Source organism: Vogesella sp. LIG4 (genome assembly GCF_900090205.1).
Lineage (GTDB): Bacteria > Pseudomonadota > Gammaproteobacteria > Burkholderiales > Chromobacteriaceae > Vogesella.
The window spans coordinates 2,500,970-2,518,576 of sequence record NZ_LT607802.1 but is presented as its reverse complement, the minus strand read 5'-3'; the positions used below and the strand labels follow the sequence as shown (position 1 = coordinate 2,518,576).

The following is a 17,607-nucleotide window of genomic DNA, read 5'->3' as shown; positions in this document are numbered from 1 at the left end:
CACAACTTGCTGAAACACTGGCAAGCCAGCACTTCGAATTTTTTGGCTCCCCGAGCTGGGCTCGAACCAGCGACCTGCGGATTAACAGTCCGTCGCTCTACCAACTGAGCTATCAGGGAACACAACTTGCTGAAACACTGGCGAGCCAGTACTTCTAAATTTTTTGGCTCCCCGAGCTGGGCTCGAACCAGCGACCTGCGGATTAACAGTCCGTCGCTCTACCAACTGAGCTATCAGGGAACAATACTTGGATTTGCAGCAGCGCCGGCAAACCGGCGTTTCGAATTTGTGGCTCCCCGAGCTGGGCTCGAACCAGCGACCTGCGGATTAACAGTCCGTCGCTCTACCAACTGAGCTATCAGGGAACACATGCACTGCGGGTTTCTTGAAACTGGCTCCCCGAGCTGGGCTCGAACCAGCGACCTGCGGATTAACAGTCCGTCGCTCTACCAACTGAGCTATCAGGGAATCGCTTCAAGAGGTGCGCATTGTAGGCAGCGTCTGGCTTTTCGTCAAGCCTGAAAGTGGAAACTTTTCAGGCCTGACGGTACTTTCAGCGCTTAACCCTCGTGGCGGGTCTGGACCTGAACCAGCTCAACCGGCGCAGTTTCAGCCTCATCACGCACTACCTCGCGGCGGCGCTTGCCCTTGGGTTCTTCTGCTGCTTCAACAGCTTGCGGCAGTTCGCTGGCAGCGCGGGTGGTCACCATTACCAGGCCACCCAGGTCCGCCGGCGCGGCAGCTACCGGCTCAGCCACCACCGGCTTGATTTCGGCAACCGGCGCAGCAACAACGGCTGCAGGCGCTTCAACCACAACCTCGGGCTCAACAGCAGCGACCTGCTCCACCGCGGCGGCTTCCACCACCTCGGCCTGCGGTGCTTCCTGCGACACGACGGCAGCCAGTTCCACCGCTTCGGCAGCCACTACCTGCGGCTCGACCACGGCCACGGCCTGCTCCTCTGCCGGAGCGGCCTCGGCTTGCGGCTGGGCAGCTACCGGCTCGGCAACCGGAGCCGGCTCGATGGCAGCCTGTTCCTGCACCAGAGCAGCCACCTCGGCGGCGGCCACGGCGGCCACTACCGGCGCAACAACATCGGCAGCTACCGATTCGCTCGCGGCAGGCGCTACGTTGGCCGCAGCAGCTTCCGCTGCCTCGGCAACTTCAGCACCAGCCTCGCCGGACTCGGCCACGGCGTCGTCATCACGACGATCGCGGCGCGAACGGCGGCGACGGCGCTCACGCGGCTCGCGCTGCTGCTCGCCTGCTTCGCTGGCCTGCGGCTGCTCGCCGGCAGCTACCTGCTCGGCGGCCTGCTCGCTGGCAGCCTCGGCAACGGCTTCCTGCACCGCTTCGGCGCTGGCTGCTGCTACCTGGGCGTCCTTGTTGGCATCGCGGTTGCGTTCGCGGCGACGCTCGTTGCGCGGCTCACGACCCTCGCGTTGCGGCTGGGTTTCACCTTCCACCAGCTCGTTGCGTACGGCGTTCTCGCGCGGTTCACGCGGCTCGCGGGCTTCGCGCGGTTCACGTTCGCGACGCGGCTCGCGGGCCTCGCGCGGTTCACGTTCGCGGCGCGGCTGCTGCTCGTCACGGGCGGCGGCATCCTGCTGCGGCTGGGCGCGGCGGCGCTCTTCCTGCTGGCGCGGCTGACGCTCTTCGCGATTGCCGTCGCGGTTGCCACGCTGCTCGTCGCGTTCGCGGCGTTGCTGGCCATTGCCATTGCTACGGCGCTCGTTACGCTGGCGCGGGTTGCGCTGCTCGCGGGCGGCCGGCTTCTTGGCCTCCACCTTCGGCTCTGCAGCGGCGGCGGCAGGCGCCTCGCCCAGCAGGCTCTTGAACCAGCCAACAATGCGGCCAACCAGGCTGTTCTCGGCCACGGCGATCGGGGCCGCTGCGGCAGGCGCTGCCGGCTGTTCGGCCACGGTCGGTGCCGGCTGGGCCGGGGTGATGCCCTTGACGGCGGCTTCCTGGCGCTCCGGCTTGGCCTTGTCCTGGCCAAACGGCAGCACGTCTTCCTGCTCCGGCATTTCCACGCGGCGGTAGCTCGGCGCATCGCCGATCTCGGCCAGGTCGTCATGGCGTACGCGCACGATCTGGTAATGCGGGGTTTCCAGGTGCAGGTTGGGGATCAGCACCACGGACACGTCCAGACGCGCCTCGATGGAGTAGATTTCGGCACGCTTCTCGTTGAGCAGGAAGGTAGCAACGTCTACCGGCACCTGCGCATGTACCGCGCCGGTGTTTTCCTTCATTGCCTCTTCCTGGATGATGCGCAGGATGTGCAGGGCGGAGGATTCGATACCGCGGATAAAGCCGATGCCATGGCAGCGCGGGCACGGCACGTGGCTGGTTTCACCCAGCGACGGCTGCAGGCGCTGACGGGAGAGTTCCAGCAGGCCGAAGCGCGACAGCTTGCCCATCTGTACGCGGGCGCGGTCGTGCTTCAGAACGTCGCGCAGGCGGTTTTCCACGTCGCGCTGGTTCTTGGTGTTCTCCATGTCGATGAAGTCGATGACGATGAGGCCACCCAGGTCGCGCAGACGCAGCTGGCGGGCGATCTCTTCCGCGGCTTCCAGGTTGGTGCGGAAGGCGGTGTCTTCGATGTCGGCGCCCTTGGTGGCGCGGGCGGAGTTCACGTCCACCGAAACCAGGGCTTCGGTGTGGTCGATCACGATGGCGCCGCCGGACGGCAGGGTTACGCTGCGCGAGAAGGCGGTTTCGATCTGGTGTTCGATCTGGAAACGGGAGAACAGCGGTACCGGGTCCTTGTACAGCTTCACGCGGCCAACGTTGTTGGGCATCACGTGGCTCATGAACTGGCGTGCCTGTTCGTAGATCTCTTCGGTGTCGATGAGGATCTCGCCGATATCCGGCTGGAAGTAGTCGCGGATGGCGCGGATAACCAGGCTGCCTTCTTGCAGGATCAGGAACGGCGCGGACTGGGCACCGGCGGCGCTGTCAACGGCGCGCCACAGCTGCAGCAGGTAGTTGAGGTCCCACTGCAGTTCTTCCAGGTTGCGGCCGATACCGGCAGTGCGGGCGATCAGGCTCATGCCACCCGGCACTTCCAGCTGGGCCAGCAGGTCTTTCAGCTCCTGACGCTCTTCACCCTCGATGCGGCGCGAAACGCCACCACCACGCGGGTTGTTCGGCATCAGCACCACGTAACGGCCAGCCAGGCTGATGTAGGTGGTCAGTGCGGCGCCTTTGTTGCCGCGCTCGTCCTTCTCCACCTGCACCACCACTTCCATGCCTTCGCGCAGTACGTCCTGGATGCGCGGACGGCCACCGTCGTAGTTCTGGAAATAGGAGCGGGCAACTTCCTTGAACGGCAGGAAACCATGGCGTTCGGTGCCATAGTCGACAAAGCAGGCTTCCAGCGAAGGTTCGATGCGAGTGATCGTGCCCTTGTAGATATTACCCTTGCGTTGTTCCTTACCTACGGTCTCGATGTCGAGATCGATGAGCTTCTGCCCATCCACAATAGCGACGCGGAGTTCTTCCGCCTGCGTCGCATTGAAGAGCATGCGTTTCATTAAAAATATTCCCTGTGCGCACACTCACGCAGGGGGTACAGCAAGTATTTGACGGCCCAATGTCTGAGATGGGCGCATTCCGAAAGAAGTGTTTTGTAAAGAGCGCAATACAACGATGTACCAAGAGCCTGTTCACGATTCCGCGCCAAGGCAAGACGGGGCGAAAATGCGGAGAAAGCGGCATTTGCACGCGGCAAATGCGCATTCCCGAACGTACTTAACGCCATCTCGCCGAAACGAAGCAGATCACATAAAGACTCTAAGCCGACTTCCTGTCTTAATCACGTGGCCCCCGGCAGCCTTGTTCAGGCTGTCCGGCATCTGGGTTGTTCCCTCCAGATGACTTCATGCTGGCGGGAACGAATGGGGTGCGGCAGGCCACGCCGGGTCAAACTTTGCTGCAAACCCCGGAACTGGCTTGTCGTTCCGGAATGGAAACTGGCGTGAGTGCGTCATGCATGTAAATGCATTAACATCGCTACTTTGGGGTGAGCGAGACAACCTTGGCTGCGTCCGGGAAACCGGCGTCAGGTCTGGCTTCAAGCCAGCCGGCCAGTCGGTGTTGCGCAGCAGCGCCGCAGACAAGTTGTCCGCAGCCCTTTACCGGTGAGCTTTTCGCGCGTAAGGCTGGCGAAAAGCCCACGAAGTATAAGCATTATGACTGACATTCGCAAAGATTCTGTAACCCTGCACCGCGTGGACGAAAACGGCGCCGAGCAAAGACTGGACAACTATCTGGTCAAACTGCTGCGTGGCGTACCCAAAAGCCATATCTACCGCATCATCCGTTCCGGAGAAATCCGCGTGAACAAGGGCCGCGCCAAGGCCGAAACCAAGCTGGCCGCCGGCGACGAGCTGCGCATTCCGCCGATTCGCGTGGCGGAGCGCCCGGCGCAGGACGCTGTGCCCGGCTGCGAGTTTCCCGTGGTGTACGAGGACGACGCGCTCTTGGTGATCAACAAGCCCGCCGGCGTGGCGGTGCACGGCGGCAGCGGCGTGTCCTTCGGCGTGATCGAACAACTGCGCCGCGCACGCCCCGAGGCCCGCTACCTGGAGCTGGTACATCGCCTGGACCGCGAGACTTCCGGCCTGCTGATGATCGCCAAGAAGCGCCCGGCGCTGGTGAAGCTGCACGAGATGATCCGCAACGATGTGCCGCAGAAGCGCTACTTCGCGCTGGGCCTGGGCAACTGGCCGGCCGACGTGCGCCACGTCAAGCTGCCGCTACACCGCTTCCACACCCCCACCGGCGAGCGCATGGTGCGGGTGGATGCCGACCAGGGCATCTACGCGCATACCATTTTTACCGTGCAACAGCGCTACCGGGGATTTACGCTGGTAGAAGCCCTGCTGCGCACCGGGCGGACGCACCAGATCCGCGTGCACATGCAGGCCAGCGGCTGCCCGATCGCCGGTGACGAGAAATACGGCGATTTCGCCGCCAACCGCGAGCTGCAAAAGCGTGGCCTCAAGCGCATGTTCCTGCATGCGGCCAACCTGTCGCTGCCCCACCCGCTTACCGGCGAGCCGCTGCAACTGCATGCGCCGCTGCCGGCGGAGCTGACCCGCTTTCTGGATACCCTGACTCATGAAGCATGAACTAGATCTGGTCGTGTTTGACTGGGACGGCACGCTGATGGACTCCACCGCCCACATCGTGCACTCCATCCAGGCCGCCTGCCACGACCTGGGCCTGCCCACCCCGCCGCGCGAGCGCGCCAGCCACGTCATCGGCCTGGGGCTGGTGGACGCCATGCGCCACGTCTGCCCCGGCCTGCCGGAAAGCCGCTACCAGGACATGGTGATGGCCTACCGCCACCACTACCTGTCCGGCGACGAAACCATCGAACTTTTCGAAGGCGTGGCCGAAGGGTTGGCCGCACTGGAAGACGCCGGCTACCTGCTGGCAGTGGCCACCGGCAAGAGCCGCGTCGGGCTGGACCGCGTGCTGGCCGCCACCGGCCTTGGCAAGCACTTCCTCACCACCCGCACCGCGGACGAGTGCCAGTCCAAGCCGCACCCGGAGATGCTGCTGCAGATCACCGACCAGCTGGGCATGCTGCCGGCGCGCACCCTGATGGTAGGCGACACCACCCACGACCTGCTGATGGCGCGCAACGCCGGCACCATGGCGGTGGGCATGAGCTACGGCGCCCACCCGCTGGAGGACCTGGAAGACTGCGAGCCGCGCGCCATTTTCCACAGCTTTGCCGAGCTGCAGGCATGGTTGCTGTCCGGCAACTGATCGCCCGCAGCGACGAGCTGCAGGCATGGTTGCTGTCCGGCAACTGATCGCCCGCAGCGACGAGCTGCAGGATGGCGGCATGGGCGTGCGCTTCGAAGTGCAGCTGCCGGGCGAAACCGCGCCGGCCTTCGCCGTCCGCCATGGCGGCCAGGTGCATGCCTACCTCAACCGCTGTCGTCATGTACCCACCGAGCTGGACTGGCAGGACGGCCGCTTCTTCGACTTCAGCGGCGACTACCTGATCTGCAGCCTGCACGGCGCGCTGTACCTGCCGCACAGCGGCCAGTGCGTGGCCGGCCCCTGCAGCGGCCTGAGCCTGTTCAAGCTGCGCACAGAGGAATGTGACGGCCGGGTATACTGTCTGCAAGAAACCGACATCTGACATAAGGACCGCTGTGGAGCACGAACCGCACTGGGAACGCCAACTGATCGAGAAGCTGGCCAGCGCCGGCCTGATCGAACAACGCCGCGCCCGCCGCTGGAAAATCTTTTTCGGCCTGATGTGGCTGGGCATCGTCATTAGCATACTGTTCCTGCTGTTCAGCACGCCGGATCTGGAACGCCACGGCCCGCATACTGCGGTGGTCAACCTCGGCGGCGTGATCGACGGCGACAGCCAGAGCAGCGGCAAGCTGCTGCAGGGCCTGCAGGACGCCTACGACGACAGCAACACCCGCGGCATCATCATCCGCGCCAACAGCCCCGGCGGCAGCCCGGCGCTGTCCGGCATCGCCAATGACGAGATCCGCCGCCTGAAGGCGCTGCACCCCAAGGTGCCGCTGTACGTGGTGGTGGAAGAAGTCTGCGCCTCCGGCTGCTACTACATCGCCGCCGCCGCCGACCGCATCTACGTGGACAAGGCCAGCCTGGTGGGTTCCATCGGCGTGATCTCGGAAGGCTTCGGCTTCAACAAGGCCATGGACAAGATCGGCGTCGAGCGCCGCCTGGCCACCGCCGGCAGCAACAAGGGCATGGGCGACCCGTTCTCGCCGCAGAACCCGCACCAGGAAGCCATCCGCCAGTCGCTGCTGGACGAAATCCACCGCCAGTTCATTACCGTGGTGAAACAGGGCCGCGGCCAACGTCTGAAGAACGACCCGGAGCTGTTCAGCGGCCGGGTATGGCTGGGCAGCAGCGCCGTGCCGCTGGGCCTGGCCGATGGCCTGGGCTCGGTGCGCTCGGTAGCGCGCGACGTGATCAAGGCCGAGACCCTGGTGGACTTCACGCCGGACGAAGACCTGGCCAGCCGCGTGGCGCGCCAGATCGGCGTGACCTTCCGCGGCAGCATGCAGACGCTGTTTGATACCCGCTGGCGCTAAGCGCCACAGGAGACCCCCTCATGGCCCGACGCCGCAGGAAAGACGACGAACACGAAAACCACGAACGCTGGCTGGTTTCCTACGCCGACTTCATCACCCTGCTGTTCGCCTTTTTCGTGGTGATGTACTCGATCTCGCAGATCAACGAAGGCAAGTACCGCGTGCTGTCCAGCGCCATCGTGGACGCCTTCCGCAGCGGCAACCTGCCGGCGCCCAGCACGCCCGGCAGCGGCAATGCCAACACCATGATACAGCTGCCGCATACCAAGCCCATCGCCACCGCGGTCAAGGGCGAGGCCCGCATGCGCGAGCGCCAGAAGCTGGAAACCCTGACCGGCGGCCTGTCCAAGACGCTGTCGCCGCTGATCCAGGGCGGCCAGCTGTCGATGCGCCAGGACGACGAAGGCATCCACATCGAGATTCGCGATACCGCGCTGTTCCCCACCGGGCAGGCTTCGCCGCTGGGCAGCTCGCCGCAGCTGCTGGCCACCGTGGCCCGCCAGTTGGCCGCAGTGGACAACCAGATCCGCGTGGAAGGCTTTACCGACAACACCCCGATCCGCAACGCGATGTACCCGTCCAACTGGGAGTTGTCCGCCGCACGCGCCGGCAGCATCGTGCGCCTGTTCATGGAAAACGGCATCGCGCCGGACCGGCTGGTGGCCGTAGGCCGCGCCGAAACCAAGCCCACCGCCGACAACGACTCCATGGAGGGCCGCGCCAAGAACCGCCGCGTGGCCATTACCGTCATCTCCAACACTGCCCTGCAGCAGAGCGACGTGCCTGCGGCAGGCGGCACATCATCCAACTGACCCTTACGCCGAGGAAGCACTCATGACCACGCACATCACACCGGCCGCCCTGGCGCAACTGTTCACCGATGCCCGCACCCACACCCACTGGCAGGAGCGCAAGGTCAGCGAAGCCACCCTGCGCGAACTGTTCGACCTGCTGAAAATGGCGCCGACCAGCGCCAACTGCTCGCCGGCGCGCTTCGTGTTCGTGCAGTCGCCACAGGCCAAGGCCCGCCTGAAACCCAGCCTGGCGGAAGGCAACGTCGAAAAGACCATGCTGGCGCCGGTTACCGTGATCGTCGGCATGGACCTGGAGTTCTACGAACAGCTGGGCAAGCTGTTCCCGCACAGCCCGGATGCACGCAGCTGGTTCGCCGGCAACGATGCGGCGATCCAGGCCACGGCCTTCCGCAACAGCTCGCTGCAGGGCGCCTACCTGATCATGGCCGCACGAGCACTGGGCCTGGACTGCGGCCCGATGTCGGGCTTCGACGCCGCCAAGGTGGAAGCCGAGTTTTTCCCGCAGGGTACGATCAAGGCCAACTTCCTGATCAACCTGGGCTATGGCGAAGCCAGCAAGCTGCACGGTCGCTCGCCACGCTTTGCATTCGAAGAAGCCTGCCAGATTCTGTAAACGCCCAGCATGTCCCCGCCCGGTTATAATGCCGGGCGTTTTCATTTACCGGAGCCAGCATGCTTTACCCCCTGATACGCCCCTTGCTGTTCAAGACCGACGCCGAAAAAGCGCATGAAATGACGCTGAAGATGCTGGACCTCTCGCACCAGCTGCAGCTGTCCGGTCTGGTAGCCGGCAAGGTTGGCCGCAACCCGGTAAAAGCCATGGGGCTCACCTTCCCCAACCCGGTAGGGCTGGCCGCTGGTCTGGACAAGAACGGCGACCATATCGATGCCCTGGCGGCGCTGGGCTTCGGTTTCATCGAAATCGGCACCATCACCCCGCGCCCGCAGGACGGCAACCCCAAGCCGCGCCTGTTCCGCGTACCGGAGCACCGCGGCATCATCAATCGCATGGGCTTCAACAACAAGGGGGTGGATGCACTGCTGCAGAACGTGCGCCAGAGCCGCTTCCAGGGCATTCTGGGCATCAATATCGGCAAGAACGCCACCACGCCGATCGAGCAGGCCAAGGACGACTACCTGATCTGCCTGGACAAGGTATACGAGTGCGCCAGCTACGTCACCGTGAACATCTCCTCGCCCAACACCAAGAACCTGCGCCAGCTGCAACAGGCCGATGAACTATCCGAGCTGTTGCTGGCACTGAAGAACCGCCAGTCGCGTCTGGCCGACCAGTACGGCCGCTACGTGCCGCTGGCGGTGAAGATAGCCCCGGACCTGGACGACGAACAGATCGAGGATATCGGCCGCCTACTGACACAGCACCAGCTGGATGCGGTAATCGCCACCAACACCACGCTGTCGCGCAGCGAAATCGCCGGCCACCCGCTGGAAAACGAGGCCGGCGGCCTGTCCGGCGCACCGGTGCGCGAGCGCTCCACCCAGTTGATCCGCAAGCTGGCACGCACGCTGGACGGCGCGCTGCCCATCATCGGCGTGGGCGGCATTCTGTGCGGCGAGGACGCCAAGGAAAAGATCGATGCCGGCGCCACACTGGTACAGCTGTACTCCGGCCTGATCTACCGCGGCCCGGAGCTGATTGCCGAGTGCGCGCAGGCGCTGCAGCGCCGCTAAGGCTACCCGTCAGCAAACAACATGCCCACCAACGCGGTGGGCATTTTTCATGCGGCCAACCTTCACTGCCCGCTGTCGCCCGGCGGAAACGGCACCCAGCGCCCGTTGTAGAGTTTTTCCAGCGGCTGGAAGCGCTGTTTGTAGACCATCTTCGGCGACTCGCCGATCCAGTAGCCCAGGTAGACGTAAGGCAGCCCCTGGCTGCGCGCCAGCTCCACCTGCCACAACACGCCGTATACCCCGTAGCAGGCACCGGGGATATCCGGGTCGAAAAAGGTGTATACCGCGGACAGCCCATCCTCCAGGCGGTCTATCAGGCTCACCATGCGCAGCACGCCCTCCTCGCGGAACTCCACCAGGAAGCTGGCCACGCGGCTCTTGAGGATGAATTCGGCGTACTGCGCCGGATCGTCGTCCGACATGCCGCCGCCCTCATGGCGCGATTTCTGGTAGCGGCAGTACAGCTGATAGTGCTCCTCCAGGAACACCAGCGGCTGGATGCTGCAGCTGAGGTTGCCATGCTGACGCCACGCCCGGCGCTGGCTGCGGTTGGCGTGAAACTGCGCGGCGGGGATGCGCACCGGAATGCAGGCCTGGCAGTCATCGCAGTAGGGGCGGTAGGTAAAGTTGCCGCTGCGACGAAAACCCAGGCTCACCAGCCGGGAATACACGCCGTTGTCGATGGCATCGGCCGGAATCGCCACCTGCGAACGCGCCTGCCTGCCCTCCAGATAGCTGCAGGCATAGGGTGCGGTGGCATAGAAATGAATGATCGCTACTGCGTCGTCACGATGGCTCATTGCAGAACTCGGTGGCCCACAGGGCGGTAGGCGCAAGCTGTTGGGTGTACGTTTCGAGTCTAGCAATAAATTCGGCGCGCGAAACAAGGTGTGCACCCAGGCTTTCCAGATGCGGGGTGAACAGCTGGCAATCGATCATGCCGAAGCCGTGCGCAAACAGTACGTTGGCCAGCTGCACCAGCGCAATCTTGGAGGCATCGGTGGCGCGATGGAACATCGATTCGCCAAAGAACATGCGGCCAACCGCCACGCCGTACAGCCCGCCCACCAGCTGCCCCTGCTGCCACACCTCGGCGGAATGGGCATGGCCTTCGGCATGCAGCCTGCAGTAGGCGGCAATCATGTCCTCGCTGATCCAGGTGCCGGCCTGGCCGTCGCGCGGCGCGGCACAGCCGCGCATCACCTGCTCGAAGGCGCTATCGAAACGGAAGCTGTACTGCTTGTTGCGCAATGATTTGGCCAGCGAGCGCGTGATGCGCAGCTGCCCCGGCTCCAGCACCATGCGCTGCGACGGAGACCACCACAGAATGGGATCGCCCGGGGAAAACCAGGGAAAGATGCCGCGCTGATAGCCGGCCAGCAGGCGGCCGCTGGCCAGGTCGCCACCCACGGCCAGCAGGCCATCCGGGTCGCTCAGTGCACGGGAAAGCGGAGGAAAAACGTAAGCGTCGCCCAGCAGCGGGATCATCGCTTGAAGGGTTTGTGCTCGCTGGCGGCGCAGTCGCTGCACTCGCCGTACAGGTACAGGGAGTGTTCCTGGATGGTGAAGCCATGCTCGGCGGCGATGCGGTTCTGCAGCTCCTCGATCTGCGGATCGAAGAACTCGGTGACCTTGCCGCAGCGGTAGCACACCATGTGGTCGTGGTGGCCGCCCTCGTTCAGCTCGTACACCGCCTTGCCGGATTCGAAGTGGTGACGCACCAGGATACCGGCCTGCTCGAACTGGGTCAGCACGCGGTAGATGGTCGCCAGCCCGATATCGGCATCCTCGGACAGCAGTTTCTTGTACACGTCCTCGGCGGACATGTGTCGGTCGCTGCTGGTTTCGAACAGGTCGAGAATGCGCAGACGCGGCCCGGTGGCCTTCAGACCGATGCCTTTGAGGTGGCTGGCTTTGTTCATGAGTTTTGCGGTGTGTATCGTGGTTGGCGGTCTTCCAGTATGATAAAGCCTTTCAGCAGATTCCCCAAATGTGAAGGTGCTCATGGCCAAACTGCTCAAGCCCGCGCTCGTGTGTTCTGCCCTGCTGTTGGCAGGCTGCAGCAGCATCAATCCGACCAACTGGTTTGCGGCACACCGCATGGATATCCAGCAAGGCAATTATGTGACCGAAGATTCGGTCGCCCGCGTCAAGCCGGGCATGAACCGCTCGCAGGTACGTTTCCTGCTGGGCACGCCGCTGCTGACCGATATTTTCCACGCCAATCGCTGGGACTACCTGTACCGCATCGAACGCCCTGGCCAGCCGGTGGAAGAAAAGAGCCTGGTGGTGTACTTCAGCGCCAATGACCAGGTTGAACGCGTCGATGGCCAGGCCTTCCCTGCCATTCGTCCGCAACTGGATGCCAGCAACGCAATTGGACAAGCAAAACAATGAGCAGTCTTAACATCGTCATCGTCGGCGCTGGCGGCCGCATGGGCCGCACGCTGATCGAATCGGTACTCGACACCCCGGCAGCCCGCCTGCACGCCGCGCTGGAGCGCGACGGTTCCCCGTTCATCGGCCAGGATGCCGGCCTGTTCATGGGCCGCGACACCGGCGTGAAGATCAGCAGCGACTTCAACGCCGCGCTGGCTGGCGCCGACGTGGTGATCGACTTCACCCGCCCGGAAGGCACGCTGGCGCACCTGGCCGCCTGCGTGGAACAGAACGTGCAGATGATCATCGGCACCACCGGCTTCGACGATGCCGGCAAGGCCGCCATCCAGGCTGCCGCCGAGAAGATCGGCATCGTGTTTGCGGCCAACTTCAGCGTGGGCGTGAACCTCACCTTCAAGCTGCTGGACATGGCGGCCCGCGTGCTGGACGAAGGCTACGATATCGAAATCACCGAGGCGCACCACCGCTTCAAGGTGGATGCACCGTCCGGCACCGCGCTGCGCATGGGCGAGGTTGTCGCCAACGCGCTGGGCCGCGACCTGAAGCAATGCGCGGTATACGGCCGCGAAGGCGTCACCGGCGAGCGCGACCCGAACACCATCGGCTTTGCCACCGTGCGCGCCGGCGACGTGGTGGGCGACCACACCGTGCTGTTCGCCGCACTGGGCGAGCGCGTGGAAATCACCCACAAGGCCTCCAGCCGCGCCACCTTCGCCAACGGCGCAGTGCGTGCCGCCAAGTGGCTGTCCGCCAAGCCACACGGCCTGTTCGACATGCAGGACGTACTGGGCCTGCGCTAAGCGTAGATTCACGATCTCGCACGCTCGCGCGAGACAAGGCAAAAACGGCTAAGGAAGCGGAGTTTACAAGTGGTAAATGAGCATTCCGAAGCCGTTTTTAACGCCGTATCGCCGACGCGCAGCAGATCGTGAGCAATATCTGATGACCACCCGTCTGTGGTTTCTTCTACTGGCCAGCCTGCTCGGGCTGGCCAGTGTCGTTTCGCTGCTGGCCGGCCACACGGCCGACGCCAGTCTCGCCGCCCTGCTGCAACTACCCGGCCACGACCCGCTGCTGCACACCCTGCTGCTGCAATTGCGCCTGCCGCGCCTGATCAGCGCCGCCGCCGCCGGCGCGCTGCTGGGCTGCGCAGGACTCGCGATCCAGGCGCGCTTTCACAATGACCTGGCCGAGCCGGGGCTGATCGGCATCTCCGCCGGTGGCGCCCTGGCCGCCGCGCTGGCACTTGCCGCCGCGCTGCCGACACAGCTGGTATCGCTGGCGGCGTTTGTCGGCTCGACACTGGCACTGCTGGCGATACAGCTGCTGGCACACGGCCGCTCCGCCGCCAAGCTGCTGCTGGCCGGCGTCGCAATGAACGCGCTCTGCGGCAGCCTGCTCACCCTGCTGATCAGCACCCTGCCCGACGGCGTGCTGCGCAGCGTCACCTTCTGGCTGATGGGCAGTTTTTCCGGCGCCAGCCCGGCGCAGGCGCTGCTGCTGGCGGTGGCCGCCGTGCTGATCGGCCTGCTGCTGTGGCGCCAGGCGGCATTCCTGCAGGCTCTGCAGCTGGGCGACCGGGCCGCGTTTTACAGCGGCTTCAACGTTGGCCGCGAGGGAGCCTGCACCGTGCTGCTGGCCACGCTGGCCTGCGGCCTGGTGGTGGCGCAATGCGGCATGGTGGGCTTCATCGGCCTGATGGCACCGCACATCCTGCGCCGGCTGATCGGCCTGCAGCTGCGCCCGCTGCTGCTGCTTACCCCGCTGGCCGGCGCACTGCTGGCAGTGGTGGCCGACCTGATCGCCAGCCAGGCGCTGTATCCGGCCGAGCTGCCCATCGGGGTGATCACCAGCCTGGCCGGTGCACCGTTCTTCCTCTACCTGCTGGCCAGACAGCGAGGCGAGCATGCTTGAAGCCCGCCAGCTCGGCCTGCAGCGCCCGGTGCGCCTCGACGACATCAGCGTCACCCTGCCGGCAGGCGGGCTCAGCGTGATCCTGGGGCCCAACGGCGCCGGCAAGAGCACCCTGCTGCACCTGCTGGGCGGCGCGCTGCGCCCGACCGGCGGCAGCATCACCCTGGACGGGCAGGAAGTCAGCCGGCTGCCCCCTGCCCGCCTGGCCACCCTGCGCGCGATGGTGGAACAGCAACCGCTGCGCCCGGCCGGCATGGCGGTAGCCACCCTGCTGGACATCGGCCACGGCCTGCCGGACGCCAGCGCACGCCGGCAGGCAATGGACGCCACCTGCATTCATGATCTGCTATCCCGCGACTGCGCCACGCTGTCCGGCGGCGAAATCGCCCGCGTGCACCTGGCGCGCGCGCTGCACCAGCTGTTCGCCAGCCGCGAGCGCTGCCGCTACCTGCTGCTGGACGAACCCACCGCCGCGCTGGACATCGGTGCCGCCCAGCTGCAGCTGGCCAGCCTGCGCCAGCTGGCGCGCGAGCACGGCATCGGCGTGGTGGCGGTACTGCACGACGTGAACCTGGCGGCGCAGCACGCCGACCACGTGCTACTGCTGAAAGCCGGCCGCGCCATGGCCAGCGGCGCTGCCAGCGATGTGCTGCAGCTGCCGCTGCTGCAGGAACTGTACGACTCGCCGCTACGCGAGCTGCGCGATGCCGAGGGGCGCCGCGCTTTTCTGGCCGTATAAGCAGCCGGAGCAGGAAACAACAAGGCCGGGCGGAGCCCGGCCTTGCGTCTGCCATGCGGCCAACCTTTACGCCATTGCCGGCACCTCCGGCTTCACTTCGAAGCGCTGCTGCACCGTGCCGTCGGCATCCACGCTTTCCAGCCGCACATCGAAGCCCCACAGCCGCGCCACGTGCTTGAGCACTTCCTGCGCGCTGTTGTCCTCCAGCGGCTTGCGGTTGTGGCGGCTGTGGCGCAGCGTCAGGCTGCGATCGCCGCGCACGTTCACCGACCACACCTGGATGTTGGGTTCACGGGTACCCAGGTTGTACTGCTCGGACAGCATCTGGCGGATGCGGCGGTAGCCGGCTTCGTCGTGGATGGCAGCCACTTCCAGCTTGTCGTCCTGGTCGTCATCGCGAATGGCGAAGAAGCGGAAGTCGCGGATCAGCTTGGGCGACAGGTACTGCGAGATGAAGCTCTCGTCCTTGAAGTTCTTCATGGCGAACTCCAGCACCGGGCGCCACGGCTGGCCGGCGATGTCCGGGAACCACTCGTAGTCCTCTTCGGTGGGGTGCTCGCAGATGCGTCTGATGTCCTGGTACATGTTGAAACCCAGCGCATACGGGTTGATGCCGTTGTACCAGCGCGCGGTCACCGGTGGCTGGTACACCACATTGGTGTGGCTCTGCAGGAACTCCATCATGAAGCCGTCGGTCACCAGCTGCTTCTCGTACAGGCGGTTGAGGATGGTGTAGTGCCAGAAGGTGGCCCAGCCTTCGTTCATCACCTGGGTCTGGCGCTGCGGGTAGAAGTATTGCGCCACCTTGCGCACGATGCGCACGATCTCGCGCTGCCACGGCTCCAGCAGCGGCGCCGATTTTTCGATGAAGTACAGCAGGTTTTCCTGCGGCTCCGGCGGAAAGCGCGGCGGTGCCTTGCTGCTGTCCTCGCGCTCGCGGCGTGGGATGGTGCGCCACAGGTCGTTCACCTGCATCTGCAGGTACTGCTCGCGCTCGTGCAGCCGTGCCTGTTCCTCGGCCAGCGACAGGCGCTGCGGCCGCTTGTAGCGATCCACACCGTAGTTCATCAGCGCATGGCAGGAATCCAGCAGGTCTTCCACCGCCTCGATACCATAGCGCTCCTCGCAGCGGCTGATGTACTGCTTGGCAAATACCAGGTAGTCGATGATGGCCGAGGCGTCGGTCCAGGTGCGGAACAGGTAGTTGCCCTTGAAGAAGCTGTTGTGACCGTAGGCGGCGTGCGCAATCACCAGCGCCTGCATGGTCATGGAGTTTTCCTCCATCAGGTAGGCGATGCAGGGGTTGGAGTTGATCACGATCTCGTAGGCGAGGCCCATCTGGCCGCGCTTGTAGCTCTTCTCGGTGGAGACGAAGTGCTTGCCATAGCTCCAGTGGTGGTAGTTCACCGGCATGCCTACCGAGGAGTAGGCATCCATCATCTGCTCGGCAGTGATGATTTCCAGCTGGTTGGGATAGCAGTCCAGCTGGAACTCGTCGATGGCAATCGTGCGGATCGCCTTGTCGTACTCATTGATCAGGTCGAAGGTCCATTCGGACCCGGTAGAGATGGGTTTCATGCGATCTCCCTCCCCCTCTGGCATGCGGCCACCCCTAACGGGTAGCCGGCTGCCGCTTGAACAGTTCGCGGAACACCGGGTAGATGTCGCCGGGTGTGCGGATTTTCTGCATGGCGAAGTGTTTGCACTGCTCCGCTACCTTCATGTACTCGTACCACAGGTTCTGTGGCTCGCCCTCGGTAATTTCGATATAGGCGAAATACTGGCACCACGGCAGTAGCTGTTCCTGCAGGATGCGGCTGCAGTTGGCCGAATCGCTGTCCCAGTTATCACCGTCCGATGCCTGCGCGGCGTAGATGTTCCACTCGCTGTTGGCGTAGCGCTTTTTCACCACGTCCGCCATCAGGTTGAGCGCCGAGGACACCACCGTGCCGCCGGATTCGCGCGAGTGGAAGAAGTCGTGCTCGTTCACCTCCACCGCACTGGTGTGGTGGCGGATGAACACCACCTCGATCTTCTCGTAATTGCGCTGCAGAAACAGGTACAGCAGGATGAAGAAGCGCTTGGCCATGTCCTTCTTGCCTTCATCCATCGAGCCGGACACGTCCATCAGGCAGAACATCACCGCCTTGCTGGTGGGTTTGGGCTGCTTGACGCGGTTGTTGTAGCGCAGGTCGAACGGGTCGATGAAGGGGATGCGGTTCACCTTCTCGCGCAGCGAGTGGATATGGCGGCGCCGCTCGCGCACTTCCAGCGCGTTGTCCTCGTCCGATTCCAGCAGCGTGTCCAGATCCTCCTCCGCCTCGCGCAGTTGCCGCAGCGTCGGGGCGGCCATGGCCACCCGTCGCGCCAGCGCACCACGCAGGCTGCGCACGATGCTGATGTTGGCCGGCGTGCCATCGTTGGTGTAGCCGGCGCGCACCGGCTTCAGCTCCTCGATGCCCACCAGCTGGGTCTTGATCAGGTTGGGCAGCGCCAGATCCTCGAAGAACACATTCATGAATTCTTCGCGCGACAGCTGGAACACGAAGTCGTCCTCGCCCTCGCCTTCGTTGCTGGCCTTGCCGCCGCCACCGCCGCCGCCACCACCCTGCGGCCGGTTCAGGCGGTCACCCTCGATGAATTCCTCGTTGCCCGGATGGATATGATCGGCCATGCCGCCACGGCCATGGTGGAACACCGGCTCGGAAATATCCTTTACCGGAATGGATACATTTTCACCGTTTTCTATATCGGTGATGCTGCGCCCCTTGATAGCCTTGCCCACCGCCTCCTTGATCTGCGCCTTGAAACGGCGCAGGAAGCGCTCGCGGTTGACGGCCGACTTGTTCTTACCGTTCAGTCTTCTATCGATAATGTGCGACATGCTTGTCTCCTAAAGCCTGTCGTTGGCCTGTCGCCTGGCTGACACGGCGGCAGGATGGGCACG

At 64.4% G+C, this 17,607-nt stretch carries 17 protein-coding genes and 4 tRNA genes; 11 read left to right on the top strand and 10 right to left on the bottom strand.

The window, feature by feature from the left end; all coding sequences use genetic code 11:
• Window positions 1-43: 43 nt before the first annotated feature.
• The 5 genes from PSELUDRAFT_RS11920 to PSELUDRAFT_RS11900 all read right to left on the bottom strand — a co-directional run bounded on the left by PSELUDRAFT_RS11920 (window position 44) and on the right by PSELUDRAFT_RS11900 (window position 3,536).
• Window positions 44-119: transfer RNA gene (locus tag PSELUDRAFT_RS11920), tRNA-Asn, on the bottom strand.
• Window positions 120-164: 45 nt separating this feature from the next.
• Window positions 165-240 (bottom strand) — tRNA-Asn (locus tag PSELUDRAFT_RS11915).
• Between the two features lie 49 nt (window positions 241-289).
• Window positions 290-365, bottom strand: a tRNA-Asn gene (locus tag PSELUDRAFT_RS11910).
• A gap of 27 nt (window positions 366-392) precedes the next feature.
• Window positions 393-468, bottom strand: a tRNA-Asn gene (locus tag PSELUDRAFT_RS11905).
• A 92-nt stretch (window positions 469-560) separates the two neighbouring features.
• On the bottom strand, window positions 561-3,536 hold the full coding sequence (locus PSELUDRAFT_RS11900) for an Rne/Rng family ribonuclease (RefSeq protein ID WP_088967052.1): 2,976 nt from the start codon (window positions 3,534-3,536) through the stop codon (window positions 561-563).
• A gap of 657 nt (window positions 3,537-4,193) precedes the next feature.
• On the opposite strand from PSELUDRAFT_RS11900, the gene PSELUDRAFT_RS11895 reads away from it, so the two are divergent.
• Genes PSELUDRAFT_RS11895 through PSELUDRAFT_RS11865 form a run of 7 tightly spaced genes read left to right on the top strand, consistent with a single transcriptional unit; the run spans window position 4,194 to window position 9,607 of the window.
• Window positions 4,194-5,135, top strand: coding sequence for an RluA family pseudouridine synthase (locus PSELUDRAFT_RS11895; RefSeq protein WP_088967051.1), 942 nt, complete (start codon window positions 4,194-4,196; stop codon window positions 5,133-5,135).
• Entirely contained in the window at window positions 5,125-5,781 is a 657-nt protein-coding gene (locus PSELUDRAFT_RS11890) for an HAD-IA family hydrolase (RefSeq protein ID WP_088967050.1), read from the top strand. The genes PSELUDRAFT_RS11895 and PSELUDRAFT_RS11890 overlap by 11 nt, the downstream gene beginning before the upstream one ends.
• Window positions 5,782-5,806: 25 nt before the next feature.
• Entirely contained in the window at window positions 5,807-6,163 is a 357-nt protein-coding gene (locus PSELUDRAFT_RS11885) for a Rieske 2Fe-2S domain-containing protein (protein ID WP_088967049.1), read from the top strand.
• A 43-nt stretch (window positions 6,164-6,206) separates the two neighbouring features.
• Window positions 6,207-7,100 carry a S49 family peptidase gene (locus PSELUDRAFT_RS11880; protein WP_369800115.1) on the top strand — a complete coding sequence of 298 codons (894 nt, stop codon included), beginning with the start codon at window positions 6,207-6,209 and terminating at the stop codon, window positions 7,098-7,100.
• Window positions 7,101-7,120: 20 nt separating this feature from the next.
• Window positions 7,121-7,912 (top strand): flagellar motor protein MotD, encoded by a 792-nt coding sequence (gene motD / locus PSELUDRAFT_RS11875; RefSeq protein ID WP_088967047.1) that lies wholly within the window; start codon window positions 7,121-7,123, stop codon window positions 7,910-7,912.
• 22 nt (window positions 7,913-7,934) lie between these two features.
• Complete coding sequence (locus PSELUDRAFT_RS11870) at window positions 7,935-8,528, top strand: malonic semialdehyde reductase (RefSeq protein ID WP_088967046.1); 594 nt, start codon at window positions 7,935-7,937, stop codon at window positions 8,526-8,528.
• Window positions 8,529-8,587: 59 nt separating this feature from the next.
• Window positions 8,588-9,607, top strand: a complete 1,020-nt coding sequence (locus tag PSELUDRAFT_RS11865; RefSeq protein ID WP_088967045.1) for a quinone-dependent dihydroorotate dehydrogenase — start codon at window positions 8,588-8,590, stop codon at window positions 9,605-9,607.
• Window positions 9,608-9,669: 62 nt separating this feature from the next.
• Here PSELUDRAFT_RS11865 and PSELUDRAFT_RS11860 read toward each other — a convergent pair whose 3' ends face one another.
• The 3 genes from PSELUDRAFT_RS11860 to fur are packed head-to-tail and all read right to left on the bottom strand — an operon-like array spanning window position 9,670 to window position 11,529.
• Window positions 9,670-10,407, bottom strand: coding sequence for an arginyltransferase (locus PSELUDRAFT_RS11860; RefSeq protein ID WP_088967044.1), 738 nt, complete (start codon window positions 10,405-10,407; stop codon window positions 9,670-9,672).
• On the bottom strand, window positions 10,394-11,095 hold the full coding sequence (aat, locus tag PSELUDRAFT_RS11855; protein ID WP_088967043.1) for a leucyl/phenylalanyl-tRNA--protein transferase: 702 nt from the start codon (window positions 11,093-11,095) through the stop codon (window positions 10,394-10,396). The genes PSELUDRAFT_RS11860 and aat overlap by 14 nt, the downstream gene beginning before the upstream one ends.
• Entirely contained in the window at window positions 11,092-11,529 is a 438-nt protein-coding gene (gene fur, locus PSELUDRAFT_RS11850) for a ferric iron uptake transcriptional regulator (RefSeq protein ID WP_088967042.1), read from the bottom strand. Before fur ends, aat begins: the two co-directional genes overlap by 4 nt.
• 82 nt (window positions 11,530-11,611) lie before the next feature.
• On the opposite strand from fur, the gene PSELUDRAFT_RS11845 reads away from it, so the two are divergent.
• The 4 genes from PSELUDRAFT_RS11845 (at window position 11,612) to PSELUDRAFT_RS11830 (ending at window position 14,660) form a co-directional block, all read left to right on the top strand.
• Window positions 11,612-12,004, top strand: a complete 393-nt coding sequence (locus PSELUDRAFT_RS11845) for an outer membrane protein assembly factor BamE (RefSeq protein ID WP_088968477.1) — start codon at window positions 11,612-11,614, stop codon at window positions 12,002-12,004.
• Window positions 12,001-12,807 (top strand): 4-hydroxy-tetrahydrodipicolinate reductase, encoded by an 807-nt coding sequence (dapB, locus tag PSELUDRAFT_RS11840; RefSeq protein ID WP_088967041.1) that lies wholly within the window; start codon window positions 12,001-12,003, stop codon window positions 12,805-12,807. Before PSELUDRAFT_RS11845 ends, dapB begins: the two co-directional genes overlap by 4 nt.
• Before the next feature lie 142 nt (window positions 12,808-12,949).
• Window positions 12,950-13,921: an iron ABC transporter permease gene (locus PSELUDRAFT_RS11835; RefSeq protein ID WP_157725102.1), complete on the top strand. Its 972-nt coding sequence runs from the start codon at window positions 12,950-12,952 to the stop codon at window positions 13,919-13,921.
• Complete coding sequence (locus PSELUDRAFT_RS11830) at window positions 13,914-14,660, top strand: ATP-binding cassette domain-containing protein (RefSeq protein ID WP_088967039.1); 747 nt, start codon at window positions 13,914-13,916, stop codon at window positions 14,658-14,660. The genes PSELUDRAFT_RS11835 and PSELUDRAFT_RS11830 overlap by 8 nt, the downstream gene beginning before the upstream one ends.
• 66 nt (window positions 14,661-14,726) lie before the next feature.
• On the opposite strand, the gene PSELUDRAFT_RS11825 is transcribed toward PSELUDRAFT_RS11830, so the two are convergent.
• Window positions 14,727-16,238, bottom strand: a complete 1,512-nt coding sequence (locus PSELUDRAFT_RS11825; protein ID WP_088967038.1) for a SpoVR family protein — start codon at window positions 16,236-16,238, stop codon at window positions 14,727-14,729.
• A gap of 34 nt (window positions 16,239-16,272) precedes the next feature.
• Entirely contained in the window at window positions 16,273-17,544 is a 1,272-nt protein-coding gene (locus tag PSELUDRAFT_RS11820; RefSeq protein ID WP_088967037.1) for a YeaH/YhbH family protein, read from the bottom strand.
• Between the last annotated feature and the right edge of the window lie 63 nt (window positions 17,545-17,607).